Origin of the sequence: Bacillus sp. K2I17 (assembly GCF_002209985.1) — a bacterium.
In the GTDB taxonomy this organism is placed as follows: Bacteria; Bacillota; Bacilli; order Bacillales; family Bacillaceae_G; genus Bacillus_A; species Bacillus_A wiedmannii.
The window spans coordinates 81,318-106,265 of record NZ_NJGF01000007.1; the positions used below are offsets into that span (position 1 = coordinate 81,318).

Genomic DNA, 24,948 nt, shown 5'->3' on the forward strand with positions numbered 1-24,948 from the left:
ATAATATGGGAAGTGAAACATTTAGAAGATTGCTTAAATAAACGAGAATAGCGCAACATACTAGTGTAGAAGGGTAGGTGTAAACCGTTGTGGTAAAAGTACGCAACGGGTAGAAATGGAAAATGAATCAAGAATTTTAATTGTAGACGATGAGGATCGTATTCGTCGTTTGTTGAAAATGTATTTAGAAAGAGAACAATACACAATTGAAGAAGCGGACAATGGTGATACAGCTTTAGAAATGGCGTTACAAAATGATTACGATTTAATCCTATTAGATCTTATGATGCCAGGTAAAGATGGTATTGAAGTGTGTAAAGGGGTTCGTGAGAAGAAAGCGACGCCAATTATTATGTTGACGGCAAAAGGTGAAGAAGTAAACCGAGTACAAGGGTTTGAGGTAGGAACTGATGATTATATTGTGAAACCATTTAGCCCACGTGAAGTAGTGCTTCGTGTGAAAGCGGTCTTACGCCGTTCTGTACCAACAACGTTCTTTACACAAGATACAACGACAAAAGATGTTACTGTGTTCCCTCATTTAACAATTGATAATGATGCACACCGTGTTACAGCAGATGGTAATGAAGTAAACTTAACACCGAAAGAGTACGAATTACTATTATTCTTAGCGAAAGCGCCTGATAAGGTATTTGATCGTGAGCAATTGTTAAAAGAAGTATGGCAATATGAATTCTTCGGAGATTTACGTACAGTTGATACGCATGTAAAGCGTTTACGTGAGAAGTTAAGCAAAAAATCACCAGATGCTGCGAAGATGATTGTTACCGTTTGGGGCGTAGGTTACAAATTTGAGGTTGTGAACGACTGATGCTTTGGAGAAGTGTAGTAGGGAAGTTATGGATGACTATATTACTTCTCGTTTCGTTTGTGCTCGGATTTGTTGCGATTTTACTTTCACAGTTTTTTAGAACATATTATGTTGATATGAGTGAAGCTAGGCTTCAAAAAGTTGCAACAAGTGTTTCAGAGTTAATTGAGGAAGGTGCCGATGTAAAAACGATTGAGAATATCGCGTACAAATTCTCTGATCCACTTTCAAGGATCATTATTGTAGAAGATGGTAAAGAAATATCTTCTTCGCCGAAACAAGAAGGATTAGTCACTCTTACAATGGATGATTTGAAAGAAGACAAAGAATTAGCGGCTGTTTTTACAGACAAAAAAGAAATTAAGAATAACATTAGAAAAGCCTCTAATAGTAGAAAGAATAAAAACACTGAAAATGATATTATGATTGTCGGAAAACCAGTGCATTCAAAAAATCAAAGTGCAGTGTTCGTATACGAATCTTTACAAGTACCGATACAAGGTATGGAGAGAACGACTGATTTTATATTCTTATCAGCAGGGATTGCGATTATATTAACAACGTTCTTTGCATTCTTCTTATCTACTCGAATTACAGCACCACTCCGTAAAATGCGTGAGGTTGCTTTTGAGGTCGCGCGTGGGAAGTTTGATGCGAAAGCACCTATGGTATCTCAGGATGAGATTGGTGAGCTTGCAACGGCCTTAAATCAAATGGGGAAACAGTTGAAGTTTAATATGAATGCCCTGCAGCAAGAAAAAGAACAGTTAGCTAGTATTTTAAGTAGTATGGCAGATGGGGTTATTACGTTAAATCAAGAAGGTGAAGTCGTTGTAATTAATCCGCCGGCTGAACATTTCTTACAAGTTTGGCAAGAGGAAAAGGAAGTAGAGCTCAGTAAAAAACTACCTTCTGAACTTGTTGAACTATTCCATCTCGTTGTAGAAAGTGAACAACAACAAGTGGTTGAAATTAATTTACAAAAAGGGAACTATGTAGTTCTTATGACGCCGCTTTACAATCAAACGAAAATTCGTGGTGCTGTAGCTGTATTACGTGATATGACGGAAGAGCGCCGTCTTGAGAAGATGCGTCAAGACTTTATTGCGAACGTATCACATGAACTTCGTACACCGATGGTAATGCTTCAAGGGTATAGTGAAGCGATTTTAGATGATATTGTGCAAACGAAAGAAGAAATTAATGAGTTTGTTCAAATTATTTATGATGAATCCGTTCGTTTAGGTAAACTTGTAAATGAACTATTAGATTTAGCGCGTATGGAAAGTGGTAATGTAGAGTTACATATAGGTGAAGTTGATATTCATCCTTTCGTTGAAAAAATAGGTCGTAAATTCCAAGGAATTGCAAAGGATAAAGAAGTCGCATTAACGGTTGATTTCCAGAATCCAATTGAACAATACCCGTTTGATGCAGATCGTATGGAACAAGTATTGACGAATTTAATTGATAACGCAATTCGTCATACGAATGCAGGCGGACATGTAACGCTTGTAATTAATACGAAAAATAATGGTCTTACTTTTGAAGTACAAGATTCGGGCGCTGGTATTCCAGAAGAAGATATTCCATTTTTATTTGATCGTTTCTACAAAGCTGATAAAGCAAGAACACGTGGGAAAAAAGGTGGAACGGGGCTCGGGCTTGCGATTGCAAAAAATATTGTGCAAGGCCATGATGGTAAAATTGCTGTTTCAAGTGTTGTTGGAGAGGGAACTACATTCTCTGTATATTTACCGAATCGTATAATTTAGATATACGTTTTTAAAGTTGATAATGAATAAAGTTCTACTGTTTTTTATTTTTTTGTAAAATCAATTAAATAAATAATAGTAGAACTTTTTTTCTATCTTAGTCGAATGAAGAATAGCAAGAGGGGTGTCGTGAAGCGATGAAATTATATACGAAAACAGGAGATAAAGGGACAACAAGTGTAATAGGCGGCAGAGTGGATAAAGATAATATCCGAGTTGAAGCATATGGCACGATAGATGAGGCGAATTCTCATATTGGATATGCAATGACTAAGCTACAAGGCGGATCTTTTGGAGATATTTACAATGAACTTGAAAATATTCAACATGAACTATTTGATTGCGGGGGAGACTTGGCGATAGTAGAGGGGAAAATTCCTTATAAAGTAACGGTTGAAATGGTTGAAAGCTTAGAAAGAAGGATTGATTCGTATATAGAAGAAGCACCGCCGTTAGAGCGTTTTATTTTACCAGGTGGAAGCGAAGCGGCAGCTGCTATTCATATTGCACGTACAGTTGTAAGGCGAGCAGAACGATGTGTAGTGTCCTTGCAAAAAGAAGGGAAAATAAATGAAGTTGTTCTAAAGTATGTAAATAGATTATCTGATTATTTGTTTGCGGTAGCTAGAGTAATAAACGCTCGATTACAAGTAAAAGATGTGGAGTATAATCGCAGTGCAATCGTTTTTCGTGATAAAAACGAGAAGGAAGTGGAGTGATTCACTTTCTTTTTTTGTATACTTTTTTCTGTAATATACCAAAATAAGAGAAGGTATGGTGTTAATTAGAAAACGGAGGATGTATATGAAAGTGTTAAAATGTGGCGTCATGTTATTGACGGTATTGTTTTTTTCTCAATTACATGTGTACGCAGAGGGAAATCAATGGACATGGCCTGTTGAAGGGCAGATAAGTGATTATTTTGGGACAAGGCATGGAAAACACTACGGTATAGATATAGCGGCACCGATTGGCACGCCTGTGGCAGCTATTCAAGAAGGTAAGGTAACAAAGTCTTACTATTCAAGTAGTTATGGAAACGTTGTATTTATTAAACATGGAGAATATGAGGCCGTGTATGCGCATTTAAATAAGAGATATGTAGTTCAAGGGGATTATATTTCAAAAGGAGAAATAATTGGAGAAGTAGGAAATACAGGAGAATCGAGAGGTGCACACTTACATTTAGAAGTTCATCAAGGAAGATGGACGATGGCGAAAAAGAATGCGATGAATCCATTGCTTGTTCTAAATGAACAGAGAAATGAAGTTGTTTCCTCATCCTTATATGTCGTCCAAAAAGGGGACACTTTAGTTAGTATTGCACGGAAATTTAGTATGTCAGTTAAGGAAGTTAAAGATAAAAATGGACTGCAGCAAGATAGGATTTATCCAAATCAACAATTATACGTAAAGTAAAAAAAGAGCTAGTTAAACTAGCTCTTTTTTTACCAAAAAATAAAGACACATATAAATCCAGAAATAGCTAAGTAGCTATATAAGTAAAATACTTTCGTTCTTGTTTTTTCGTTCGTTCGAAATAGTACAATAGTCGGTTCAATTAAACCGATTGTCAAACAAAGTAAACCAAGAAGCATACAACCGATTGAAATGGAGTACAGGGCGATTTGTGGTGCTTGAAATGGAATCATCCATTTTAATAAAAATGCAATAAGTGCAGTGTAGCAAATGCTGCCGATGTATTTATTCAACGGTGCATTAGAACGGAACCCTGGAAGTTTTTTCAAGAAGGAGCGGGAAACAACTTCAGTTTGTAAAGATGTGTGCTCTTCAATTATTTTTTGAGCTTCTTTTCCTTTTTGGAAAAGGGATAATATCCAGTTTCGCTCACCTTGAAAAATAAATTGAGAAGTTGTCAAATAATGATCCACCTTCACTTTATTCCAACTTTTCCATGGGTGACGCTCACACAGTTTTAATTTACTCTCTGTTTTTTTATCATACTGATAAATACTGATGCCATCTTCATCGAAAGCAGCATAGTATGTCTCGCTTGAGAATGTGCCTAAATCAATTGGACAGTAGAAAAGTAATTCTTTTTTTAAGTAAAAGTATTCTTTTCTTAAGTTTTTTTTCATTGCTTCTCGAATAGAGTGTCTCTTTTCTTTTTTCATGACATTTCCTCCATAATCCAGAAAATGTTCTTATCTTAACAATTCAACATCTTATCACTTTTCATTATATATGACTAGGGGATTCATAGGGGAAATGCCGAATACTAAAAAATCTGGGGTGTATTGTAAAATATAGTGATTGGTTTTAATTATATAAAATTAATAACTTATTTTTAATAAGTTACACTTTTTTTGTTCACAATACGATTATGTTGTTGTATAATAAAGTGGAAAATAGAATATCGGTCTATCTTCGGGGCAGGGTGAAAATCCCGACCGGCGGTGATGAACTATATGTGATTTTGTTCTAAGCCCGCGAGCCGTTAAGGCAGGATTTGGTGTGATTCCAAAGCCGACAGTATAGTCTGGATGGGAGAAGATGGAGGTTCAAGCGTTCAAAAAAGATATGGATTTGAACGTCTGTTTGATGTGCCTTAAATTCTCCCTTTGTGTAAAACACAAAGGGTTTTTTCGTTCTATGAAAAAGTAGGCATAGCAGAACCTTTCCACTTTCCATGAGAAGATCGATGGAAAAGGAGAGAGAAAGATGAAACAAAAAAACAGTGTAGTGCAGATGGTGAGTGTAGCGATGCTAAGTAGTATTGCATATTTACTGATGATGTTGGATTTCCCGTTTCCAGGGCTTCCGCCATTTTTAAAAATTGATTTTAGTGATGTACCAGCTCTAATTGCAGCAATTATTTTCGGGCCAGTTGCAGGGATAATTGTAGAGGCGATAAAGAATATTTTACATTACGGAATTCAAGGGAGTTTAACGGGAGTGCCAGTTGGAGAAATTGCTAACTTTATTGCAGGATGTTTATTTATTGGACCGGCAGCTTTCTTATTTAGAAAGTATCGTACTGTTAAGAGTTTAACGACAGGATTAATGCTAGGGACAATTACAATGGCGCTCATTATGAGTGTATTAAATTACATCATTATATTCCCAGCTTACACTTGGTTTTTAAATTCACCAGCTATGTCTAGCGAGGCTATAAGAACAACGGTTGTAACGGCAATCTTACCATTTAATTTGATTAAAGGAATTGTTGTGACAATTGTATTTGTAGCGTTATTCTCACGCCTGAAAGTATGGGTGTTTGCAAAAATGAAAAATGCATAAAATATAAAATAAAACCATTAGTAGTATGGAACTATTAGTGGTTTTTTATTAAGTAGAATGAAAATAGAAAACAAAAAATATCCCTCATATGAATGAGGGATATTTTTTGAAGTTAATAAAAGACTATTCGAATTTTAAAGAGTCGCCATCAAATGATTCATCAGCAACTTTAATTGAGTCAGTTGGACAACCTTCGAATGCATCCATCATATCTTCAATTAATACATCTGGAATTTCAACGATACCTTGGTTATCGTCTAACGTTACAAATGCAATACCTTCATCATCATAATCATAAATGTCTGGTGCAGCAGCGCCGCAAGCACCACATGCGATACAAGTATCTTTATCAACGATTGTATATTTTGCCATCTTTTTTCCCTCCTGATAATATGTATGTGAAAAGCTCGCCATAAAAATTATAACCTTATTGTAAAACGGTTTTTAAAACTTTTCAACATAAAATTATAATGATAATCCTTATCAATTAGAGTGTCAACTAATTTTTGCATTATGTCATAAGATTTTCAAAATACGTAAATGTTATTTCGTTTGGTACAATATACTATATACAAGTACATAGTGCCGATATGATAAGTTTAATGAGTAAGTGCAATCATACTAAAAAGTAATTAAGCTAGATTGAAAGGTGGAAGCGGTAATGCAACTACAATATACTTTATTGTATTGTTTAAAACAATTGAATGGTGAAAGGACCGTTTCTTCTATTTATTATTTATTAAAAGGAAAACGATCTTCGCAAACGTTACAAGATGGAAACATGTTCCGAATTTCATTTTTGTTTGGAATATATAAATCGTTAAATAGAACAGACTATGATCGTGAAGTTGCAAAGTTGTTGCAAGCAGATTTGATTCGAGAAATACATGAAAATACATATTTGTTAACATCTAAAGGTAAAATGCAGTTACATACATGGGAGGAAGTGTATGCTTTTCCCGCGCATTTACATAGTTTACACTATGGTGAATTAGGTGAAACATTTTGGAAACGTTTATCATTAATTATTCAAACTATATCTAATTTACAACAGAATAATACGAAATTTATTCCCATTCAACAAGATACAGAAATAATGATGTGGGTAAAACGCTTTTTAACAGGTATACCATATAGGCGAAGTGAATTGGCTAAAAGATTATGGAAAGAAATACATAATCTTTTAGGAAAAGGTGATGTAGTAGAAGCGACGATTGTAACATATAGATTAACAGGATATGAACGTATCGGTTGTACATTGCAGCAATTAGCGGAAATTACGAAACAAGATATATTCCGGGTGTATTTTTTATTTTGGGGTACGATTCACTTCTTTATACAAGAAGTTCACGATAAAGAAAATGAATTTCCGCTATTGGCTGAGATTATCTCTTATCCAAATGAGAGAGCTGAATTATTTAGTTTATCAACGAAAAAAACATATAATTTTTGGAGACAAGGACGCTCTTTAGATGAAATAGCGACAATTAGAAATTTAAAGGTTGCAACGATAGAAGATCATTTTGTTGAAATTGCTTTGCGGGAAAAAGAGTTTTCAATCGAGATGTTTATGGAAAAAGACAAAATAGATAAAGTAACAAAAGTAATTGAGGCATTACAAACACGTAAGTTGCGTGAGTTGAAACAAGCGGTTGGAGAGGGTATCTCTTATTTTGAAGTTCGTCTTGTATTGGCGCGGATGGAGGGTATAAATGAAGCTTGAGGAATATTTATATAGATGGTTTGGATATTCTGAATTTCGTACAGGGCAAAAAGGGGTAATTACAGATTTATTAGAAGGAAAAGATGTTATAGCAATGCTCCCGACTGGAAGAGGGAAGTCTATGTGCTATCAACTTCCAGGGCTAATGCAAGAAGGAACCGTGCTTGTTGTATCACCATTATTATCTTTGATGGAAGATCAAGTTACACAATTAAAGTATGTTGTGAAAAACCGAGTAATAGCACTTAATAGTTTTCGGACATTACATGAAAAAAGAGAAGCGATGAAAAAATTAGCTTCATATAAATTTATTTTTGTTTCACCAGAGATGTTGCAGTCGGAAGTGTTAATAAGAGAATTGAAGAAAGTTCATATTTCATTATTTGTTGTGGATGAGGCTCATTGTATTTCACAATGGGGTTATGATTTTAGGCCAGACTATAAAAAACTAAATGTAGTCATTGAAAATATCGGGTCTCCTACGGTGCTAGCATTAACGGCAACAGCGACAAAAGATGTACTCCGAGATATAGCAGAGAGTTTAGATTTGAAGAAAGTGACGCAGCATGTATACTCTATTGATCGTCCAAATATTGCGATGGAAGTACAATTTGTGGAGACGATAGAAGAGAAGAAAGAAGCGCTTTTGAACCAGGTGATGTATTTACAAGGGCCAGGGATTGTATATTGTTCAAGCAGAGCGTGGACAGAACGTTTAACGGAGTATTTAAGAGGAAAAGGCGTGACTGGTGTCGCTTTTTATCATGGTGGTATGGAACATGAAGAGCGTATGTTAATTCAACAGCAGTTTATGAATGACCAGTTGCAGCTTGTAATATGTACAAGTGCTTTTGGTATGGGAGTAAATAAGTCGAATACGAGCTATATTATTCATTTTCATTATCCGACTAATATAGCTTCCTATTTACAAGAAATCGGAAGAGCTGGAAGAGATGGTGAACCGAGTATAGCTATCTTACTATGTAGTCCGTTAGATCACGATTTACCAATTTCAATAATTGAAGATGAATTGCCAAGTCAGTCGCAAATACAATTTTTATTCTCTTTACTACAAGAAAGAATGTTTCAAACGAAAGAATTACCAATAGAAGAGGTAGAAGAAATTTGTTATAATGCAGCAAGATTTAATGAACAATATTGGCGTTTCATCCGCTATCATCTTGAACAGCTTGGAATCATACAACAGCGAAAATTAAAATTAGAGAGCTTGTCAGATGAAATTATGAACAGATTAATAGTTGAAGTAGAAATAAGGCTACGTAATAAATATAGTGAGCTAGAAAACATGAAATCGTGGATACAAGTGAAAGAATGTAGGCGTGAATATTTGTTACAACAGTTTGGTTATAGAAAAGAGAACGAGTTGAAAAATTGCTGTGACTATTGTGGTATTACAAAAATAGATTATAAAAAAAGACAAGCGCAACAATCGGATTTCGACTATAATTGGGAAACAGAGTTACAAAAGCTTTTCGGTCTAGAAAAGATGGGGGAATGATGAACATTCAAAGGCATAATATTGAAGATATGAGTCCGAAAGAAATAAGGCTGAATCTGTATATCACACAGTTCATTATTATCGGTATCGGTTGTTTACTAGCATATGTATTATTCCGAGATATAAAATCGGTGTATAGTCTGTGGAAGTGGGAACCGGTGTCTATACTTATAATAGGTGGCTTGTTGGCGATTGGTATTGTGTTATTAGATTATGTTGCAATGCGAGTATTTCCAGAGTCTTGGTTTGATGATGGTGGTATTAACGATAAGATGTTTCAAGGAATGTCAGTTATGCACCTACTCGTTATTACGTTCATTATCGGCTTTGCAGAAGAATTTTTATTTAGAGGTGTAGTGCAGACGCACTTTGGAATTGTAATAGCGAGTTTAGTATTTGCAGTGTTACATATTCGGTATATAACAAAGCCATTTTTGTTTTGTTTCGTCTGTTTCATTAGTTTTGTCTTTGGTTATGTGTTTGAATGGACAGGAAATTTATTTATAACAATCTTTGCACACTTTCTTGTTGATTTTATAATGGGACTCCAATTAAGAAAATAAATGGAAGGTGGTGGTGAACAACATGAGAAAACGAATTCCTGATTTCGAAGAGGAATTAGAAGTTGAGCGAGTGGAAGAAAAAGAAAGTTTACCGCCGCGTAGTGAAATTCATAGAAATAAAGAGAAAAAAGAAAAGTTTAAAATGAATCATATTTTCGTCCGAGTTTTAACATTTCTATTCATATTACTACCAATTAGTATCTTATGGTATACAGATAAATATATTCAGGTGAAAAGTGATGGTAATAACGCTGGGAAAAGTGCGTTTGAGGTCATTTTCTTTGATTCAGCTAAATCTGAGTCTGAGGCAACATCTGAGAAAGTAGTAACGCATACGGTAAAAGAAGGAGAAACTTTAGAAAGTATAGCGAAGCAATATTTTTCAGATGAAACTGGGATTGAAGTGATTAAAAAGTATAATGATTTACAAGAAGATGAAGTGAATGTAGGTCAAGAAATAAAAATTCCGATAAAAGATAAGTCCGCAAAACAGGATAGCTAGTAGCATACCTACTATAAAAACTGAGGATTATCTTTATGCGGAAGGGAGTGAAAAATATATGATATGGATTATCTTATTAAGTGCTCTCATATGTATTGGTATTATATTTCTTCTTGTAATGGTAATGTATACAGAAGCGATGCGTAATACTGTGTTAGAACATACTTTACTTTTTGAAGAATTTCCGAAAAGTTTTCAAAAAGTAAAGGTGTTTTTTATTTCTGATATTCATAGAAGGGTCATTTCAAGTTCATTAATTGAACAAGTAAAAGGAAAAGTAGACCTTGTAATTATTGGCGGTGATTTAGCGGAAAGAGGCGTCCCTTTATCGAAAATTTCTGCAAATATACAAAAGTTAAGAGCGATAGCTCCTGTATATTTTGTGTGGGGAAATAATGATTATGAGATTGAATATCATGAATTAGATGCTTTGTTATTAGAAAATAATGTGAAAGTTTTAGATAATACAAGAGTTGTATTTGAGTCTGAACTAGGAGAAAAAATTTGTTTGCTCGGTGTAGATGATGTTGGTTTGAAGCGTGATCGTTTAGATTTAGCTTTGGCTGATTGCAAAGAAGATGGTTTTCGCATATTAATTAGCCATAACCCTGATATAATAAATAAAATGTCTGGAAAAGAACAAATTTCACTTGTGTTAAGTGGACATACACATGGAGGACAGATTCGATTATTCCCATCTAAAAAATATTTAAAAGGTGGCGTATATAAGCATTCAAATATGACTCTTTTTGTTAGTAATGGGTATGGAACAACGTTGATTCCACTTCGCTTCCGAGCACCTGCTCAAACACATATTATTACGTTATGCGGAGGGAAATGATGCCAACTCTAAACGGGAAATATAACATAAAAGCTGTTTCGAATATAATTGGAATTCAGCCGAGTACGCTTCGTGCATGGGAAAGACGATATCAAATTATTGCCCCGAAGCGGAATCATGCGGGGCATCGATTATATACAGAAGAGCATATTCAAATTTTGAAATGGTTAATGGACAAGGTTTCTTCCGGCATGATGATTGGACAAGCGGTTCAATTATTAGAAGGGAATCGTTTGCAGAGTAATGTTCAAAAAGAAATACATTACGATAGAGAAGTTGTTTTAGTGGACGATTTACTGCAAGCTTTGTTAAAATTTGATGAAATTACAACTTCTGCATTGTTAAACGAGGCTTTCAGTATTTATGCAACAGAAAAAGTCATAGCAAGTATTGTTCTTCAAGTGTCAAATAAATTGTTAACGTTAAAAAATAATAATGAAGTTACAATGGTGCAATTCCAATATGTCGTATCATTTTTACAAACTCGTCTAGGAATGGTGTATCATAATGCATCATCATTTTCTTCTATACACAAAGTTGTCGTGTTAGAAAATAATATGTTGAAAGGGTTTGTTTTCTCAACGTATTTACGCTTAAAAGGATATGAGGTGATATATATTAGGTCAAGCTTAGCGGAAGATGGTATTTTGTTAGCTGTTGAGCAAATACAACCTACATATGTAGTAGTCTCTTTTGATGAGGAACGAGAACTTAAGAACGCGATAAAGGACATGAATTTGTTGCAAGAAAAAAGTGAGAAACTTTCTGTTGGGTTTATAGGAGAAATAGGTGCTCGAGATCAGTTGAACATTCAAACATGCCTAATTGGTGATACGAAAGAAGAATGGGATGATTGGTTAAAAATGTTAGAATAGTTGTTCGAAAAGAACCATCTATTTTCTATTTCATATAATAAAAATTATATTCATTGGTTACGTAGGGAGGGTATGAGATGAGGCTGGAACGATTAAATTACAATAAGATAAAAATTTTCTTAACATTTGATGATTTATCTGAACGAGGATTAACGAAAGAAGATTTGTGGAGAAATGCACCGAAAGTACAGCAATTATTTCGTGATATGATGCAAGAAGCAAATAAGGAACTAGGGTTTGAAGCGGATGGTCCAATTGCAGTTGAAGTATTTTCTCTACAAGCGCAAGGAATGGTCGTAATTGTAACGAAAGAACATCAAGATGTGGATACAGATGATGAGTTCCGTGACGAGTTTATTGAAATGCAAGTGACTCTAGATGAAAGCGAGCATATACTTTATGAGTTTGCTACACTAGATGACGTAATTAACCTGTCGAATCGTTTATATAACCTTGATGTAACTGGCGGAAAACTATATACGTGGGATGGGCGTTTCTATCTTTGGATGGAAGAAGAGGAGCAGGTTCAATTACTGAAGGCAGATTTTATAGCTATTTTAGCGGAATATGGTAATCCGTCTACAGCAACTATTTATCGTCTAATGGAGTATGGTAAAGAATTAATGGCTTCTCAAGCAATTGAACAAATACACAATTACTTTGTGAAAAAACAAAACCTTAGCTAATATAACAAAGCTAAGGTTTTGTTTTTTATTTGGAGAAACCTAAAATGTTGGTCTGAAAATGTCAAAACAATTAATGGTATAGCGGGAATCATAAATATTTGGGCGCTCTTTACTATACTTAAAAATATCTTCTTAAGTTGTTATATATAAGTAAAATAAAAAACATTTAAATATTTAAGTATTTTACTTTTCTAAAAGCAATAAAAGGACTATAATGATAGTGAAAACGCTTGCAACAGGAAATAGTTTGTATATATTTGTTAGCGTTTTCTATTGCATTCCAAATTTAACGGTGTATACTAGGCAATGAAGGTTTACTAAACAAGTGAAATTACAGGGGGTTTACTTACTATGGTAGCCGAAAAGGGAACTCAAACAAAAACACAACAACAAAGGGAACAACATTTTGAACTATTGAATTCGACACAAATTGTTATTAGTGAAGCATTAGAAAAATTGGGTTATCCAAACGAAGTATATGAATTATTAAAAGAACCAATTCGTATGATGACAGTGAAAATACCAGTTCGTATGGATGACGGGACTGTTAAAATATTTACAGGATATCGTGCACAACATAATGATGCTGTTGGTCCAACGAAAGGTGGAATTCGCTTCCATCCGAATGTAACAGAAAATGAAGTGAAAGCACTTTCAATCTGGATGAGTTTAAAATGTGGTATTGTTGATTTACCATACGGTGGAGGTAAAGGTGGAATTATCTGTGACCCACGTGAAATGTCATTCCGTGAGTTAGAAAGATTAAGCCGCGGTTATGTACGAGCAATTAGCCAAATCGTAGGACCGACGAAAGATATTCCAGCTCCAGATGTATTCACAAACTCTCAAATCATGGCATGGATGATGGATGAATATAGCCGTATTGATGAATTTAATTCACCAGGATTTATTACAGGTAAGCCACTTGTATTAGGTGGATCACATGGACGTGAAACAGCAACGGCGAAAGGTGTAACAATTTGTATTCGCGAAGCTGCAAAAAAACGCGACATTGATATTAAAGGTGCACGCGTTGTTGTTCAAGGATTCGGTAATGCTGGTAGCTTCTTAGCTAAATTTATGCATGATGCAGGCGCGAAAGTTATTGCAATCTCGGATGCTTACGGTGCATTGCATGATCCAAACGGATTAGATATTGATTATTTATTAGACCGTCGTGATAGCTTCGGTACAGTAACAAAACTATTTAATAATACAATTTCAAACAAAGAATTGTTAGAACTTGATTGCGACATTTTAGTTCCAGCTGCAATTGAGAACCAAATTACAGAAGAAAATGCTAATAATATTAAAGCAAAAATCGTTGTTGAAGCTGCAAATGGTCCAACAACATTAGAAGCAACTAAAATTTTAACAGATCGCGGAATTTTACTTGTTCCAGACGTATTAGCAAGTGCTGGCGGTGTAACAGTATCTTACTTTGAGTGGGTACAAAATAACCAAGGTTACTACTGGACTGAAGAAGAAGTAGAACAACGTTTAGAAAAAGTAATGGTAAGATCATTTGATTCTATTTATGAAACAGCACAAGTTCGTAAAGTGAACATGCGCTTAGCTGCGTATATGGTCGGTGTTCGTAAAATGGCTGAAGCAAGTCGCTTCAGAGGTTGGGTATAATATTATATCGTGAGAAAACGTGATTCCTTTCGAGGGAATCACGTTTTTTTGTTGAAGTATTAGTGTGAGGTGTTGTATATGGAAAATGAAATGATGGAACGAGTAGAACAATTAGAAGAAAAGGTTAAGAGGTTAGAGGGAGAACTCTCAAGAACGATGAAAGCCCGAAAAACAAGTAACGTTCGGATGTTCGGAGAAGGACTACTGTTTTTAATATTTGGTGCAGTTGTAGTAGGGCCGATTATCGCTTTTGTAATCTCAATTCTTACTTGGATTGTTGAAAAATAAAATAAAAACAAAAAAGAACGCTTGTTCTACACGAACAAACGTGCTATACTTTCCTTAGATAAACAAAACGGAAATGATTTTAAGGAGAGATAAATGATGAAAATGACAGTAGACCAAAGATTTATGATGCCAGCAGATGTTGTAGAACGAGTGGAAGTATTAAGAAACAAACAAAGTAAGCGCGGCACATTATTACAATCTGTAAATAAATTTTTCGGTTTAGATACGAAAGAAGATTGTGTTTGGTTTTACGGTTTTTATGGAGTTGCTGTAAGTATTTTATTATTTATGGTGTTCACATCAAATATTTTCGATTTTCTCTTCGCGTAAGAAATATGCGATAAGGACATTGCTACCGAATACATATATAAAGAAGTAAGGTAATCTTCTGAAGCGGGAGTTGGTAGTAATGGCGATGTTTCCTATAGAGCGTAACTATATTGGGTATGGAAGTTCACGACCGGGAATTCCTCTTTCTAAAGTAAGGTTTATTGTAAGTCATGATACGGGGAACCCTGGTAGCAATGCGATAGGGAATCGGGATTATTTTAATGAAATACAACCGAAAGCTTCGGCACATACATTTATAGATGATAAAACAATATTGGAAATTGTTCCTATAAATGAAGTTGCCTATCACGTTCGATATGGTGTGCCGACAGATAATGACTTATATGGTTATGATGCTAATAAGGCTGCCATTGGAGTGGAACTTTGTTATGGCGGTGATGTTAACTTTTGGGAAGCATATACCCGTTTTACGTGGTATCATGCGTATTTATGTCAAAACTTCGGCTTGAATCCGAAGAAAGATATCGTATCACATAAAACACTTGACCCAGCTAGAAAGATTGATCCTGAAAATGTATTAGGGAAACAAGGTATTAAATTTCAGCAGTTTTTAGCAGATGTCTATCGGATGTACGTTTCGTTTAGATGACAAATATATGAAAAATGAATACAATAAAGATAGGTGCCTACTGCTGTAAGTAGGTTTTTTCTTGTTTTTATAAATAGCGTATTGGTAGAAGACTAGGAGTGAGCTGAGTATGCAGAAAGAAACAGCTATCATAATTGGAGGCGGTCCGTGCGGATTAGCAGCAGCAATTTCGTTGCAAAAGGTAGGGATAAATCCGTTAGTAATTGAAAAAGGCAACATTGTAAATGCGATTTATAATTATCCAACTCATCAAACATTTTTCTCTTCTAGTGAAAAATTAGAAATTGGTGATGTAGCTTTTATTACAGAAAATCGTAAGCCAGTTCGAAATCAAGCGCTTGCGTATTATCGTGAAGTAGTAAAGCGTAAATCTGTACGTGTAAATGCTTTTGAGCGAGTGGAAAAAGTACAAAAAGATGGAGAAGTTTTTCATGTTGAGACAACAAAGCGTGACGGAAGTACAGAAATATATATAGCGAAATATGTTGTTGTAGCAACTGGATATTATGACAATCCAAATTATATGAATGTTCCCGGCGAGGAACTGAAGAAAGTAGCTCACTATTTTAAAGAGGGACATCCTTATTTTGATCGAGATGTAGTAGTTATAGGTGGGAAAAACTCGAGTATAGATGCCGCGTTAGAACTTGTTAAAACCGGTGCGCGTGTAACGGTTTTATATCGCGGAAGTGAGTATTCACCAAGCATTAAGCCGTGGATTTTGCCGGAGTTTGAGGCGTTAGTACGAAGCGGCACAATTCAAATGCATTTCAGGGCTCACGTGAAAGAAATTACTGAACATACATTAACGTTTACAGTCGATGATGAGGCATATACAATCCAAAATGATTTTGTATTTGCGATGACTGGTTACCATCCTGATCATAGTTTCTTAACGAAGATGGGTGTTCGGATTGATGTAGAAACAGGACGTCCGATTTATGCAGAGGATACAATGGAAACGAACGCTGAAAATATTTTCATTGCAGGTGTAATTGCTGCTGGAAATAATGCGAATGAAATATTTATTGAGAACGGTCGATTTCATGGGGATGCGATTGCGCAAACCATTGCGTCAAGGGAAATATAAAAAGAAGCTGTCGAAATAAACTTCGACAGCTTCTTTTTAATTGTGCATAAACATATTTTGGATTGTTTCATGAGAATTTGTATTCTCTAATGCAACTAATAATTTAATACGTGCTTTTTGAGCATTTAAACCGTATGTGAATACAATACCCATATCTTTTAATTGTTTGCCGCCACCTTCATATGAATATACATCTTGCACGATGCCATTGAAACAGCGAGAAACTAATACGACAGGGATTCCTTTGTCGATTAATCGTTCTAGACTAGGAAGTGTTCTTGGAGGTAAATTACCTTGTCCAAGTGCTTCAATAACAATCCCGTCTACTGGAAGGTTTTCAATTGCTGCTAACAATGTATCGTCCATACCAGCGTATGCTTTTAGAACAACTACGTTTTTAGAAACCTTATTTACTGAATATGTTTCATGGTGTACTAAAGCGTGATGGAATACAACGCCGCGCTTTGTTACCATACCGATTGGTCCATACTGTGGACTCTGGAATGTTGCCACGTTACTTGTATGTGTTTTCGTTACATTTGTAGCGCAATGGATTTCGTCGTTTAATACGACTAAAACACCTTTTTCAGCAGCTTCACTACAGCTAGCTACTTTTACAGCCGATAAGAAGTTATATAGACCATCAGCACCTAATTCATTACTAGAACGCATTGCACCTGTTACAACGATTGGAATAGTTGCTTGCACTGTTAAATCTAAGAAATAGGCTGTTTCTTCTAATGTATCCGTACCATGCGTAATGACTACGCCATGAATGTTGTCTTGTTTTACTTTTTCATCAATGATGACTTGTAATTGTAACATTTCGCTCGGTGTCATATGAGGAGATGGTAGATGGAACACGTCTTCAACGATTAAATCAACATCGCCTTCTAAATCAGGAATAAATTTTAAAAGAGGATTTTTTTCACCTGGTTGTACGACCCCAGTTTCTTTATCTTCCTCCATTGCAATTGTTCCACCTGTGTGTAAAACTAGGATTCTTTTCAATGCTTATACCCCTTTCAAGTTGAAAAATACATTTAGAACATAACATGTTTTGAGTAAATTCGACAATGGAAATGTATAAAAGTATGCCTCGGAAATGACAATAAAGTTAGCTGCTATATATACGATGTATAAAATCACGAAACGAAATGTGTAAATGTAGGATAGGAGGGAGCAATTACATTGAAAAAGATGGAGAAAATTTTTATTCGTATATTAGTAATACAATTCATTTGTCTTTCTGTTGTGCAATTGTTATTTATACATAAGTCATCAGTGAAATATTTATCTAAAATTGTTTATTATGAAGGTGTCATGGTAAAAAACAAAGCAGAAATCTTACAGGTGAATAGGTAGTTTTCATTTTCTTCTATGAAGGATTATGCTACAATAATTGAGGATTTAATGACGTGAAGCAAATGAGAAGAAGCAGGAGAATACCTGCTTTTCGTTTTGTTTTATAAGTGAAAAAATGAGGTGTTACAATGGATAAACGAATTTCAATTGCTATAGATGGTCCAGCAGCTGCTGGAAAAAGTACGGTTGCAAAAGTTGTGGCAAAGAAACTTTCTTACGTTTATATTGATACAGGCGCAATGTACCGCACGATTACATATGCAGCCCTTGAACAAAAAGTGGACATTGAAAATGAAGAGAAGTTAATGGAAGTTGTAAAGAATGTAAATATTGAGTTTCAGCAAGGAGAAAATACACAACTTGTATTTTTAAATGGACAAGATGTTTCTGAAGTAATTCGTACACCTGAGGTGACGAATCGAGTATCTATTGTGGCGAAACATCGCCTTGTTCGTGAAGAAATGGTGCGTCGTCAACAAGAGTTAGCGGAAAAAGGCGGCGTTGTAATGGATGGCCGTGATATTGGTACACATGTGTTACCAGATGCTGAAGTGAAGATCTTTATGCTTGCTTCTGTTGAAGAAAGAGCAGAAAGAAGACATTTAGAAAATATAAATAAAGGTTTCGATTCTAATTTAGAGCAGTTAAAAAAAGAAATTGCTCAGCGTGATAAATTAGATTCAGAACGCGAGGTTTCTCCTCTAAAGAAAGCTGATGATGCATTGGAATTAGATACAACTTCTTTATCAATTGAAGAAGTTGTCCAAAAAATTATGAGTATTGTTTCAGGAGTGTTTGCAAAATAAAGAAAGGGGATAACCTCTTTCTTTTTTTGTTTATATAGAAATGTAAAGGATGCGTGAATTGTGAGTCTCTTTCCTTGACAAATGCTCGGATTTGTAAGAAGTTAGTAAAAGAAGGATAAAACTTTCAGAATATATTCGCTATTATATTTCAAAACATACTTTCTTCAAGATGATTTTGCTGTATACTATTTATATAGGTTTAATATATTTTCTAGTGAAATGTATGAAAACTGAGTATGTGATGATAAATTCTTAAACATGCAAATGAAAACATATGTTTTCATTTCGTATATACATAAAAAATGCTTTGTCAATTCTGTAGGGAGGTATTTCCATGGTAGAGAAAATGAATGAAGAAGTTATGGATTCAAAAGAATTACAAGTTGGTGACGTTGTTACAGGTTCTGTAACGAAAGTTGAAGAGAAACAAGTGCTTGTAAATGTTGGATACAAAACAGATGGCGTAATTCCAATTAGTGAATTAGCTAACGTTCATATTGAAAAAGCAAGCGATGTTGTAGAATTAGATCAAATACTAGAATTGAAAATTATTAAATTAGAAGAAGATGATCTTGTCTTATCTAAACGTGCTGTTGATGCAGAAAAAGCATGGGTAGAATTACAGGAGAAATTTACTTCTGGTCATGTGTTTGATGTTACTGTAAAAGATATCGTGAATGGTGGATTAGTTGTGGACCTTGGTGTTCGTGGTTTTATCCCAGCTTCACTTGTAGAAGTACATTATGTAGAAGATTTTACTGACTATAAAGGCAAAACATTAGCCGTGAAAATTGTTGAATTAGACCGCGAAAAAAATCGTGTAATCCTTTCGCATAAAGCAGTAGTAGAATTAGAACTAGATTCTAAGAAAAAAGAAGCGATTTCTTCATTAAAAGAAGGAGACGTTGTTGAAGGAACAGTGCAACGATTAACGGATTTTGGTGCTTTCGTTAACGTTGGTGGTGTGGACGGTTTAGTTCATATTTCACAAATTTCACACGAACGTGTAGAGCAACCTTCTGAAGTATTAGAGCAAGGTCAAAAGGTAAAGGTAAAGGTATTATCTGTTGATGCTGATACACAACGTATTTCTTTATCAATTAAAGCAGCTCAGCCAGGACCTTGGGAGAATGTTGCTGGCGAAATAAAAGCTGGAGATATTCGTGAGGGAGTAGTAAAACGTCTTGTTACATTCGGTGCATTCGTTGAAATTTTACCTGGCGTTGAAGGTCTTGTGCATGTATCTCAAATTGCAAATCGTCACGTGAAAAATCCAAATGAAGTATTGGAAATGGGACAAGAAGTAAAAGTGAAAGTGCTTGAAGTCCATGTTGCAGAGAAACGTATTTCTTTAAGTATAAAAGAAACGCTTGAGGAAAATAATGTAATTGAGGATTACAGTCAGTATGAACCAAATGCTGATTCTGCTACTTTCCAATTAAGTGATATTATTGGTGAACAACTGAAAAAATTAAAGAAATAAAGAGGGGTACAAGTGGTAAGGGCAAAACGTAAATTAGATCATATTGAATACGCTCTTTCTACTGGTCAGTCTCGTACGCATGGATTTCATGATATTGATTTTGTGCATCAAGGATTGCCAAATTCAAGTTATGACACAATAACATGTGAAACAAAAATCGGCGAACTTTCACTAAGTTCGCCGATTTTTATCAATGCGATGACTGGTGGTGGGGGAGAGAAAACGTTACATATTAATGAGCAATTAGCATATGTAGCGAAACATCATAATCTTGCTATGGCTGTAGGGTCGCAAATGGCGGCGTTAAAAGATGAAAGTGAGGCTGCTTCTTATACGATTATCAGAAAAGTAAATCCAAATGGTATTTTCTTTGCTAATTTAGGTAGTGAGGCAACTATCGAACAAGCAGAGCGTGCCGTTGATATGATTGAAGCGAATGCATTGCAAATTCATTTAAATGTCATACAAGAGTTAACGATGCCAGAAGGAGACCGTGACTTTACTGGTGTACTTCAGCGCATTGAGAAAATTGTATTAAATAGTAAAGTTCCTGTCATTGTGAAAGAAGTTGGATTTGGGATGAGTAAGGAAACAATACAACAGCTAGCGAGCATAGGTGTAACGGCAATTGATATTGGTGGACAAGGTGGTACAAATTTTGCTGCTGTTGAAAATGAAAGAAGACAGCGAATGCTTTCTTATTTTAATAACTGGGGCATACAAACAGCAACCTCGATTATTGAAGCAACCTCTACAAATAATAACCTCTCTTTTATTGCATCTGGGGGTATACAAACAGCGCTTGACGTAGCGAAAGCAATCGCATTAGGGGCGAATACAACTGCGTTTGCTGGATACTTTTTACGTATTTTAATGCAAGATGGTATCGAGAAGTTAGTGGATGAAATTGATCTTTTACATACAGATTTGAAATTTATTATGACAGCTCTTGGTGCAAAGACGATAGAAGAGTTACAGGCTGTACCTCTTGTTGTAAAGGGCGAAACGTATCATTGGTTAACGCAGCGTGGTATTGATACGACGCATTATAGTAGAAGATAAAAAAATCAACCGTTTGGTTGATTTTTTTGTTTTTTGTTCGTTTTAGTAATATAAAGTGAGGAATGGAATTAATATTCTATCAAAATAAAATTATTCCTATATAAACACTATCTTGTGCAAGTTGCGACTGAAAAAGAGGCTGGAAAATGTAGATAGTTTGCTACTGAATTATTAGGGAGGGTTTAATTTCGTAAAGGAAAAATAGGTGGAGATAAAAATAAACCATAGAAAAATTCGGATGTTAAATATTATTTTGATATAAGTAAAAATCATTAAAATAATTATGTAAAAGACGGTTTCGTACAATATCGAAACCGTCTTTTTGTGTTCATTAGTGCTGATTTTGTTTTCGGGCTTGCTCTGGTGTATCCAGTCCAGTTGCACCCGGATATTGTAGTGATTGGTCACGATCAGATTCAACGCGTCGTGATTCTCTTAGTTTTCGTTCTTGACGATCTTTACCCATAATGAATAGCACCTCCTTATTAAAAGTGTTGCTGTTATATGAAAAAACTATGCGCGAAGAAAGTGGATTAACTTTCATAAAAAGTTCCCATAATGGAAAACATAGGAGGTGAAATGATGGAAGGGAGTACTTTTTATTTTTTAGCTTGGATAGGGTGGATTGTTGTAACTTTTTTTATGAAAAAGGACTCTATGCGGTGGAAGATAAGCGCTTGTATATTGATTTTTATTATTTGCTCTCCGTTACATGTAACGATTGCTTCATTCACGGTATCAGTAAATGCACTTTTGCTTTGTATTGTTGCTTTTATAGGAATCGCACTATATTCTATTTGGAAAAAATTATATAGCTTACTTTCGGCACTTATTATTGCAATGTTATATACAAGTTTTCATTTGTTAGAAGTATATGATCCGATTTGGATTGTGGTGGACAGGTTGTTTTTGGTAAGTGGTGCTCTTGTGTATGCATCGGTTTTATTGCATGAGGATCGCATATTACGATTATGTTCTCTTTATATAGGAATGTTACAGGGGGAATTGTTAGTGACACTTATTTTTCGAAAACTACATTTCCCTTATGATTACGGAAGTTTAGCGTTTTTTGATATCGTCGCCGTTGCTACATTTTTCATGGCAATTTTGTTTTGGATTGCAAAAGCATCAGTATACATGGAACAGTTCAAGAGGAAAGCACGTAAAAGAAAGGCGAGGGTAATACATGACTGAATATACACCGGCCATTTTATGCGGAGTAATAGCGGGGACAGTAACGAGAGTGCTAATGCTCCGGACAGATACGCGTCAATATCCGACGAGGCTCCACGGAAAAATTATTCACGTTGCGATGGGGTTAATTGCAGCGGCTTTAGGAGCAATTGCGATTCCGTCAATTTTGAAAAAAGATTTTTCTGCTATTACATTTCTTACATTAGCAGCAACACAGTTTCGTGATGTGCGTAATATGGAAAGAAATACCCTTCAACAATTAGATGGATATGAGCTCGTACCGCGTGGAAATACATATATTGAAGGGATTGCATTAGTTTTTGAAAGTCGAAACTATTTGGCGATGTTAACGTCGTTTGCAACGACGTTTGCGTATATAGGGTTCCATTCGTGGATTGCTGGAGTAATTATGGCTATAATCGCATTTATTATCGCGAAAAAATTAATGTCTGGCAGAAGGTTACATGATCTTGTTGATATCGAGCATGTTCCACTTCGTTTTGAAGGAGCGGGGCTGTATATTGATAATATTTACATTATGAATATTGGATTGCCAGCAAGGCAAGAGGAAATTATGAAATATGGAATGGGCTTTATTTTAAGGCCGAAAACAATTGATGCGATGGTGACAATCTCAAACTTAGGACAACGACAAGCTATTTTACATGATGTTTCTGTTGCTTTAGGGATTTATAGAGATTCTGGTACGCCAGCGCTTGTGCCGCTAGCAAAGCGTGATTTAGAAGATGGTAGGGTTGGGATTTTTGTCTTGCCACAAGATCAAGATGCAGAGAAAGCGATAGGTGTCATAGGGAATGTGCCGACGTTAGAAAGTGCTGTTCATATGTCATCGGAAGCCCCGAAAGGAAGGGGAGATAAAAGATGATGTTAGAAAGTGTAATTCTCGCGGTTATTACAACAACGCCGGAGAAATTTGCTGGTGGTGCCCCTTTGTTTACTTGTGAATCGACAGATGAGTTAGAATTTGTTGCAAATAATTTAGAGGCAATTTTAGATGGTATTGCGCATCGCTTACAAGAGAATGTATATATTATTGTGAAACATTAGTAACGTGTGGTATAATGTGAGGTGTTTTGATACGCTGAGAAATATTCTGGAATGCAAATCCCTTCTTGCACAAAGAAGGGTTTTTTACATAATAAACAGAAGCAAGTTGAAAGGATGAAAGTATATGCCGAAACCAGTAATAGCAATAGTAGGCCGCCCGAACGTAGGAAAATCTACTATTTTCAATAGAATTGTTGGAGAAAGAGTTTCAATCGTAGAAGATATACCAGGTATAACGCGAGACCGTATTTATAGTGCGGGAGAATGGTTAAATCATGAATTTAACATTATTGATACAGGTGGAATTGATATTGGAGACGAGCCGTTCTTGACACAAATTCGTCAACAAGCGGAAGTAGCGATTGATGAAGCAGATGTTATCATTTTTATGACGAATGGTCGCGATGGTGTAACTGCAGCAGATGAAGAAGTTGCTAAAATTTTATATCGTTCTAAAAAACCAATTGTACTTGCGGTAAATAAGGTTGATAATCCAGAAATGCGTAGTGATATTTATGATTTTTATGCATTAGGATTTGGCGAGCCATTCCCGATTTCAGGTACACACGGTTTAGGACTTGGTGATTTGTTAGATGAAGCTGCAAATCATTTTCCAAAGATTGAAGAAGAAGCGTATGATGATGAAACAATCCGTTTCTCTTTAATTGGACGTCCAAATGTAGGGAAATCATCACTTGTAAATGCACTTCTTGGTCAAGAACGTGTAATTGTAAGTAATATAGCGGGAACGACACGTGATGCTGTTGATACACCATATAGTAAAGATGGTCAAGATTATGTAATCATCGATACAGCTGGTATGCGTAAAAAAGGGAAAGTATACGAAAGCACAGAAAAGTATAGTGTACTTCGTGCACTTAGAGCGATTGAACGTTCTGACGTTGTTTTAGTCGTTTTAGACGGAGAAGAAGGAATTATTGAACAGGATAAAAAAATTGCTGGATATGCTCATGATTCAGGACGTGCTGTTATTATCGTCGTAAACAAATGGGATGCAGTGAAAAAAGATGAAAAAACAATGAAAGCATTTGAAGAAAACATCCGTGCTCATTTCCAATTTTTAGAGTACGCGCCGATTGTATTCTTATCTGCGAAAACGAAAAAACGTACACAAACATTATTACCAGTTATTAATGAAGTAAATGAAAGCCATAGTATCCGTATTCAAACGAACGTATTAAATGATGTAATTATGGATGCGGTAGCGATGAATCCAACACCAACTCATAATGGTAGCCGTCTGAAAATCTTCTATGCGACACAGGTTGCGGTAAAACCACCAACATTTGTTATATTTGTAAACGATACAGAATTAATGCACTTTTCATATGAGCGCTTCTTAAAGAATCGTTTACGTGAAGCGTTCGGTTTTGTAGGAACGCCGATTCACATTATCGCTAGAGCAAGAGACTAATG

29 protein-coding genes and 1 riboswitch are annotated in these 24,948 nt (G+C 35.4%); of the genes, 25 read left to right on the forward strand and 4 right to left on the reverse strand.

Annotation, left to right across the window (positions count from 1 at the left end):
- The first annotated feature begins 115 nt into the window (after positions 1–115).
- From resD to CER22_RS10855, 4 genes are all read left to right on the forward strand, one after another.
- A complete protein-coding gene (gene resD, locus CER22_RS10840) occupies positions 116–832 on the forward strand; it encodes a DNA-binding response regulator ResD (RefSeq protein WP_000426862.1) in 717 nt (238 codons plus the stop codon).
- Complete coding sequence (resE, locus tag CER22_RS10845; protein ID WP_000964666.1) at positions 832–2,607, forward strand: sensor histidine kinase ResE; 1,776 nt, start codon at positions 832–834, stop codon at positions 2,605–2,607. The genes resD and resE overlap by 1 nt, the downstream gene beginning before the upstream one ends.
- A gap of 137 nt (positions 2,608–2,744) precedes the next feature.
- A complete protein-coding gene (locus CER22_RS10850; RefSeq protein ID WP_087985531.1) occupies positions 2,745–3,326 on the forward strand; it encodes a cob(I)yrinic acid a,c-diamide adenosyltransferase in 582 nt (193 codons plus the stop codon).
- 85 nt (positions 3,327–3,411) lie between these two features.
- Positions 3,412–4,026 (forward strand): peptidoglycan DD-metalloendopeptidase family protein, encoded by a 615-nt coding sequence (locus CER22_RS10855; RefSeq protein WP_088062685.1) that lies wholly within the window; start codon positions 3,412–3,414, stop codon positions 4,024–4,026.
- Between the two features lie 29 nt (positions 4,027–4,055).
- On the opposite strand, the gene CER22_RS10860 is transcribed toward CER22_RS10855, so the two are convergent.
- Positions 4,056–4,742, reverse strand: coding sequence for a hypothetical protein (locus CER22_RS10860; RefSeq protein WP_000711800.1), 687 nt, complete (start codon positions 4,740–4,742; stop codon positions 4,056–4,058).
- 245 nt (positions 4,743–4,987) lie between these two features.
- A riboswitch (FMN riboswitch) is annotated at positions 4,988–5,127 on the forward strand.
- A gap of 162 nt (positions 5,128–5,289) precedes the next feature.
- On the opposite strand from CER22_RS10860, the gene CER22_RS10865 reads away from it, so the two are divergent.
- Positions 5,290–5,868 (forward strand): ECF transporter S component, encoded by a 579-nt coding sequence (locus CER22_RS10865; protein WP_000810851.1) that lies wholly within the window; start codon positions 5,290–5,292, stop codon positions 5,866–5,868.
- A 123-nt stretch (positions 5,869–5,991) separates the two neighbouring features.
- Here CER22_RS10865 and CER22_RS10870 read toward each other — a convergent pair whose 3' ends face one another.
- Positions 5,992–6,240 carry a ferredoxin gene (locus CER22_RS10870; protein ID WP_001151994.1) on the reverse strand — a complete coding sequence of 83 codons (249 nt, stop codon included), beginning with the start codon at positions 6,238–6,240 and terminating at the stop codon, positions 5,992–5,994.
- Positions 6,241–6,529: 289 nt separating this feature from the next.
- Here CER22_RS10870 and CER22_RS10875 point away from each other — a divergent pair, with 289 nt between their 5' ends.
- The 12 genes from CER22_RS10875 to CER22_RS10930 all read left to right on the forward strand — a co-directional run bounded on the left by CER22_RS10875 (position 6,530) and on the right by CER22_RS10930 (position 16,533).
- Positions 6,530–7,591, forward strand: a complete 1,062-nt coding sequence (locus CER22_RS10875) for a helix-turn-helix domain-containing protein (protein ID WP_088062686.1) — start codon at positions 6,530–6,532, stop codon at positions 7,589–7,591.
- Entirely contained in the window at positions 7,581–9,110 is a 1,530-nt protein-coding gene (locus CER22_RS10880) for a RecQ family ATP-dependent DNA helicase (RefSeq protein WP_088608748.1), read from the forward strand. The genes CER22_RS10875 and CER22_RS10880 overlap by 11 nt, the downstream gene beginning before the upstream one ends.
- Positions 9,110–9,673 (forward strand): CPBP family intramembrane glutamic endopeptidase, encoded by a 564-nt coding sequence (locus CER22_RS10885; protein WP_001025770.1) that lies wholly within the window; start codon positions 9,110–9,112, stop codon positions 9,671–9,673. Before CER22_RS10880 ends, CER22_RS10885 begins: the two co-directional genes overlap by 1 nt.
- Positions 9,674–9,695: 22 nt before the next feature.
- Positions 9,696–10,175: a LysM peptidoglycan-binding domain-containing protein gene (locus tag CER22_RS10890; protein ID WP_001231546.1), complete on the forward strand. Its 480-nt coding sequence runs from the start codon at positions 9,696–9,698 to the stop codon at positions 10,173–10,175.
- Between the two features lie 58 nt (positions 10,176–10,233).
- Positions 10,234–11,016: a metallophosphoesterase gene (locus CER22_RS10895; RefSeq protein WP_088062688.1), complete on the forward strand. Its 783-nt coding sequence runs from the start codon at positions 10,234–10,236 to the stop codon at positions 11,014–11,016.
- The gene (locus tag CER22_RS10900) at positions 11,016–11,891 is read left to right on the forward strand and encodes a MerR family transcriptional regulator (RefSeq protein ID WP_142291699.1); all 876 of its coding nucleotides are present in this window, start codon (positions 11,016–11,018) and stop codon (positions 11,889–11,891) included. The genes CER22_RS10895 and CER22_RS10900 overlap by 1 nt, the downstream gene beginning before the upstream one ends.
- A gap of 77 nt (positions 11,892–11,968) precedes the next feature.
- Positions 11,969–12,577, forward strand: a complete 609-nt coding sequence (locus CER22_RS10905) for a genetic competence negative regulator (RefSeq protein WP_001235391.1) — start codon at positions 11,969–11,971, stop codon at positions 12,575–12,577.
- A gap of 351 nt (positions 12,578–12,928) precedes the next feature.
- Positions 12,929–14,215 (forward strand): NAD-specific glutamate dehydrogenase, encoded by a 1,287-nt coding sequence (gudB, locus tag CER22_RS10910; protein ID WP_000225171.1) that lies wholly within the window; start codon positions 12,929–12,931, stop codon positions 14,213–14,215.
- A 78-nt stretch (positions 14,216–14,293) separates the two neighbouring features.
- Entirely contained in the window at positions 14,294–14,503 is a 210-nt protein-coding gene (locus tag CER22_RS10915; RefSeq protein WP_000426773.1) for a hypothetical protein, read from the forward strand.
- A 93-nt stretch (positions 14,504–14,596) separates the two neighbouring features.
- The gene (locus CER22_RS10920) at positions 14,597–14,833 is read left to right on the forward strand and encodes a DUF3961 domain-containing protein (RefSeq protein ID WP_001983018.1); all 237 of its coding nucleotides are present in this window, start codon (positions 14,597–14,599) and stop codon (positions 14,831–14,833) included.
- 79 nt (positions 14,834–14,912) lie between these two features.
- Positions 14,913–15,443 carry a peptidoglycan recognition protein family protein gene (locus CER22_RS10925; RefSeq protein WP_001240648.1) on the forward strand — a complete coding sequence of 177 codons (531 nt, stop codon included), beginning with the start codon at positions 14,913–14,915 and terminating at the stop codon, positions 15,441–15,443.
- Positions 15,444–15,552: 109 nt separating this feature from the next.
- Positions 15,553–16,533: a YpdA family putative bacillithiol disulfide reductase gene (locus tag CER22_RS10930; protein WP_088608749.1), complete on the forward strand. Its 981-nt coding sequence runs from the start codon at positions 15,553–15,555 to the stop codon at positions 16,531–16,533.
- 36 nt (positions 16,534–16,569) lie between these two features.
- Here CER22_RS10930 and ansA read toward each other — a convergent pair whose 3' ends face one another.
- Positions 16,570–17,544 (reverse strand): asparaginase, encoded by a 975-nt coding sequence (ansA, locus tag CER22_RS10935; protein WP_087985537.1) that lies wholly within the window; start codon positions 17,542–17,544, stop codon positions 16,570–16,572.
- 180 nt (positions 17,545–17,724) lie between these two features.
- Between ansA and CER22_RS33030 the strand changes: the two genes are divergently transcribed.
- The 4 genes from CER22_RS33030 (at position 17,725) to CER22_RS10955 (ending at position 21,249) form a co-directional block, all read left to right on the forward strand.
- Positions 17,725–17,898 (forward strand): YpfB family protein, encoded by a 174-nt coding sequence (locus CER22_RS33030; protein WP_000738047.1) that lies wholly within the window; start codon positions 17,725–17,727, stop codon positions 17,896–17,898.
- A 128-nt stretch (positions 17,899–18,026) separates the two neighbouring features.
- Complete coding sequence (cmk, locus tag CER22_RS10945; RefSeq protein ID WP_000361262.1) at positions 18,027–18,704, forward strand: (d)CMP kinase; 678 nt, start codon at positions 18,027–18,029, stop codon at positions 18,702–18,704.
- 334 nt (positions 18,705–19,038) lie between these two features.
- Positions 19,039–20,187, forward strand: coding sequence for a 30S ribosomal protein S1 (gene rpsA, locus CER22_RS10950; RefSeq protein ID WP_000229549.1), 1,149 nt, complete (start codon positions 19,039–19,041; stop codon positions 20,185–20,187).
- A 12-nt stretch (positions 20,188–20,199) separates the two neighbouring features.
- Positions 20,200–21,249 carry a type 2 isopentenyl-diphosphate Delta-isomerase gene (locus CER22_RS10955; protein WP_087985539.1) on the forward strand — a complete coding sequence of 350 codons (1,050 nt, stop codon included), beginning with the start codon at positions 20,200–20,202 and terminating at the stop codon, positions 21,247–21,249.
- A gap of 331 nt (positions 21,250–21,580) precedes the next feature.
- Here CER22_RS10955 and CER22_RS32520 read toward each other — a convergent pair whose 3' ends face one another.
- Positions 21,581–21,715, reverse strand: a complete 135-nt coding sequence (locus CER22_RS32520; RefSeq protein WP_000513900.1) for a YpzI family protein — start codon at positions 21,713–21,715, stop codon at positions 21,581–21,583.
- Positions 21,716–21,831: 116 nt separating this feature from the next.
- On the opposite strand from CER22_RS32520, the gene CER22_RS10965 reads away from it, so the two are divergent.
- From CER22_RS10965 to der, 4 genes are all read left to right on the forward strand, one after another.
- Positions 21,832–22,443, forward strand: a complete 612-nt coding sequence (locus CER22_RS10965) for a YphA family membrane protein (protein WP_088062691.1) — start codon at positions 21,832–21,834, stop codon at positions 22,441–22,443.
- Complete coding sequence (locus tag CER22_RS10970; RefSeq protein ID WP_000141603.1) at positions 22,436–23,329, forward strand: YIEGIA family protein; 894 nt, start codon at positions 22,436–22,438, stop codon at positions 23,327–23,329. The genes CER22_RS10965 and CER22_RS10970 overlap by 8 nt, the downstream gene beginning before the upstream one ends.
- The gene (locus CER22_RS10975; RefSeq protein WP_000979052.1) at positions 23,326–23,511 is read left to right on the forward strand and encodes a capping complex subunit for YIEGIA; all 186 of its coding nucleotides are present in this window, start codon (positions 23,326–23,328) and stop codon (positions 23,509–23,511) included. Before CER22_RS10970 ends, CER22_RS10975 begins: the two co-directional genes overlap by 4 nt.
- Positions 23,512–23,635: 124 nt before the next feature.
- The gene (gene der, locus CER22_RS10980; RefSeq protein ID WP_001125888.1) at positions 23,636–24,946 is read left to right on the forward strand and encodes a ribosome biogenesis GTPase Der; all 1,311 of its coding nucleotides are present in this window, start codon (positions 23,636–23,638) and stop codon (positions 24,944–24,946) included.
- The last annotated feature ends 2 nt before the right edge of the window (positions 24,947–24,948 follow it).

Excerpts from the sequence above, each read along its gene's own strand:
- CER22_RS10885 (WP_001025770.1), top strand. The coding sequence starts at position 9,110 with ATGAACATTCAAAGGCATAATATTGAAGATATGAGTCCGAAAGAAATA.
- CER22_RS10850 (WP_087985531.1), top strand. The coding sequence starts at position 2,745 with ATGAAATTATATACGAAAACAGGAGATAAAGGGACAACAAGTGTAATA.
- der (WP_001125888.1), top strand. The coding sequence starts at position 23,636 with ATGCCGAAACCAGTAATAGCAATAGTAGGCCGCCCGAACGTAGGAAAA.
- CER22_RS10865 (WP_000810851.1), top strand. The coding sequence starts at position 5,290 with ATGAAACAAAAAAACAGTGTAGTGCAGATGGTGAGTGTAGCGATGCTA.
- CER22_RS10900 (WP_142291699.1), top strand. The coding sequence starts at position 11,016 with ATGCCAACTCTAAACGGGAAATATAACATAAAAGCTGTTTCGAATATA.
- CER22_RS10965 (WP_088062691.1), top strand. The coding sequence starts at position 21,832 with ATGGAAGGGAGTACTTTTTATTTTTTAGCTTGGATAGGGTGGATTGTT.
- CER22_RS10975 (WP_000979052.1), top strand. The coding sequence starts at position 23,326 with ATGATGTTAGAAAGTGTAATTCTCGCGGTTATTACAACAACGCCGGAG.
- CER22_RS10875 (WP_088062686.1), top strand. The coding sequence starts at position 6,530 with ATGCAACTACAATATACTTTATTGTATTGTTTAAAACAATTGAATGGT.
- rpsA (WP_000229549.1), top strand. The coding sequence starts at position 19,039 with ATGGTAGAGAAAATGAATGAAGAAGTTATGGATTCAAAAGAATTACAA.
- CER22_RS10880 (WP_088608748.1), top strand. The coding sequence starts at position 7,581 with ATGAAGCTTGAGGAATATTTATATAGATGGTTTGGATATTCTGAATTT.
- cmk (WP_000361262.1), top strand. The coding sequence starts at position 18,027 with ATGGATAAACGAATTTCAATTGCTATAGATGGTCCAGCAGCTGCTGGA.
- CER22_RS10890 (WP_001231546.1), top strand. The coding sequence starts at position 9,696 with ATGAGAAAACGAATTCCTGATTTCGAAGAGGAATTAGAAGTTGAGCGA.
- CER22_RS10860 (WP_000711800.1), bottom strand. The coding sequence starts at position 4,742 with ATGAAAAAAGAAAAGAGACACTCTATTCGAGAAGCAATGAAAAAAAAC.
- resE (WP_000964666.1), top strand. The coding sequence starts at position 832 with ATGCTTTGGAGAAGTGTAGTAGGGAAGTTATGGATGACTATATTACTT.
- CER22_RS10870 (WP_001151994.1), bottom strand. The coding sequence starts at position 6,240 with ATGGCAAAATATACAATCGTTGATAAAGATACTTGTATCGCATGTGGT.
- CER22_RS10855 (WP_088062685.1), top strand. The coding sequence starts at position 3,412 with ATGAAAGTGTTAAAATGTGGCGTCATGTTATTGACGGTATTGTTTTTT.
- CER22_RS10925 (WP_001240648.1), top strand. The coding sequence starts at position 14,913 with ATGGCGATGTTTCCTATAGAGCGTAACTATATTGGGTATGGAAGTTCA.
- CER22_RS10930 (WP_088608749.1), top strand. The coding sequence starts at position 15,553 with ATGCAGAAAGAAACAGCTATCATAATTGGAGGCGGTCCGTGCGGATTA.
- CER22_RS10915 (WP_000426773.1), top strand. The coding sequence starts at position 14,294 with ATGGAAAATGAAATGATGGAACGAGTAGAACAATTAGAAGAAAAGGTT.
- CER22_RS32520 (WP_000513900.1), bottom strand. The coding sequence starts at position 21,715 with ATGGGTAAAGATCGTCAAGAACGAAAACTAAGAGAATCACGACGCGTT.
- CER22_RS10970 (WP_000141603.1), top strand. The coding sequence starts at position 22,436 with ATGACTGAATATACACCGGCCATTTTATGCGGAGTAATAGCGGGGACA.
- resD (WP_000426862.1), top strand. The coding sequence starts at position 116 with ATGGAAAATGAATCAAGAATTTTAATTGTAGACGATGAGGATCGTATT.
- CER22_RS10920 (WP_001983018.1), top strand. The coding sequence starts at position 14,597 with ATGATGAAAATGACAGTAGACCAAAGATTTATGATGCCAGCAGATGTT.
- CER22_RS10895 (WP_088062688.1), top strand. The coding sequence starts at position 10,234 with ATGATATGGATTATCTTATTAAGTGCTCTCATATGTATTGGTATTATA.
- gudB (WP_000225171.1), top strand. The coding sequence starts at position 12,929 with ATGGTAGCCGAAAAGGGAACTCAAACAAAAACACAACAACAAAGGGAA.
- CER22_RS10905 (WP_001235391.1), top strand. The coding sequence starts at position 11,969 with ATGAGGCTGGAACGATTAAATTACAATAAGATAAAAATTTTCTTAACA.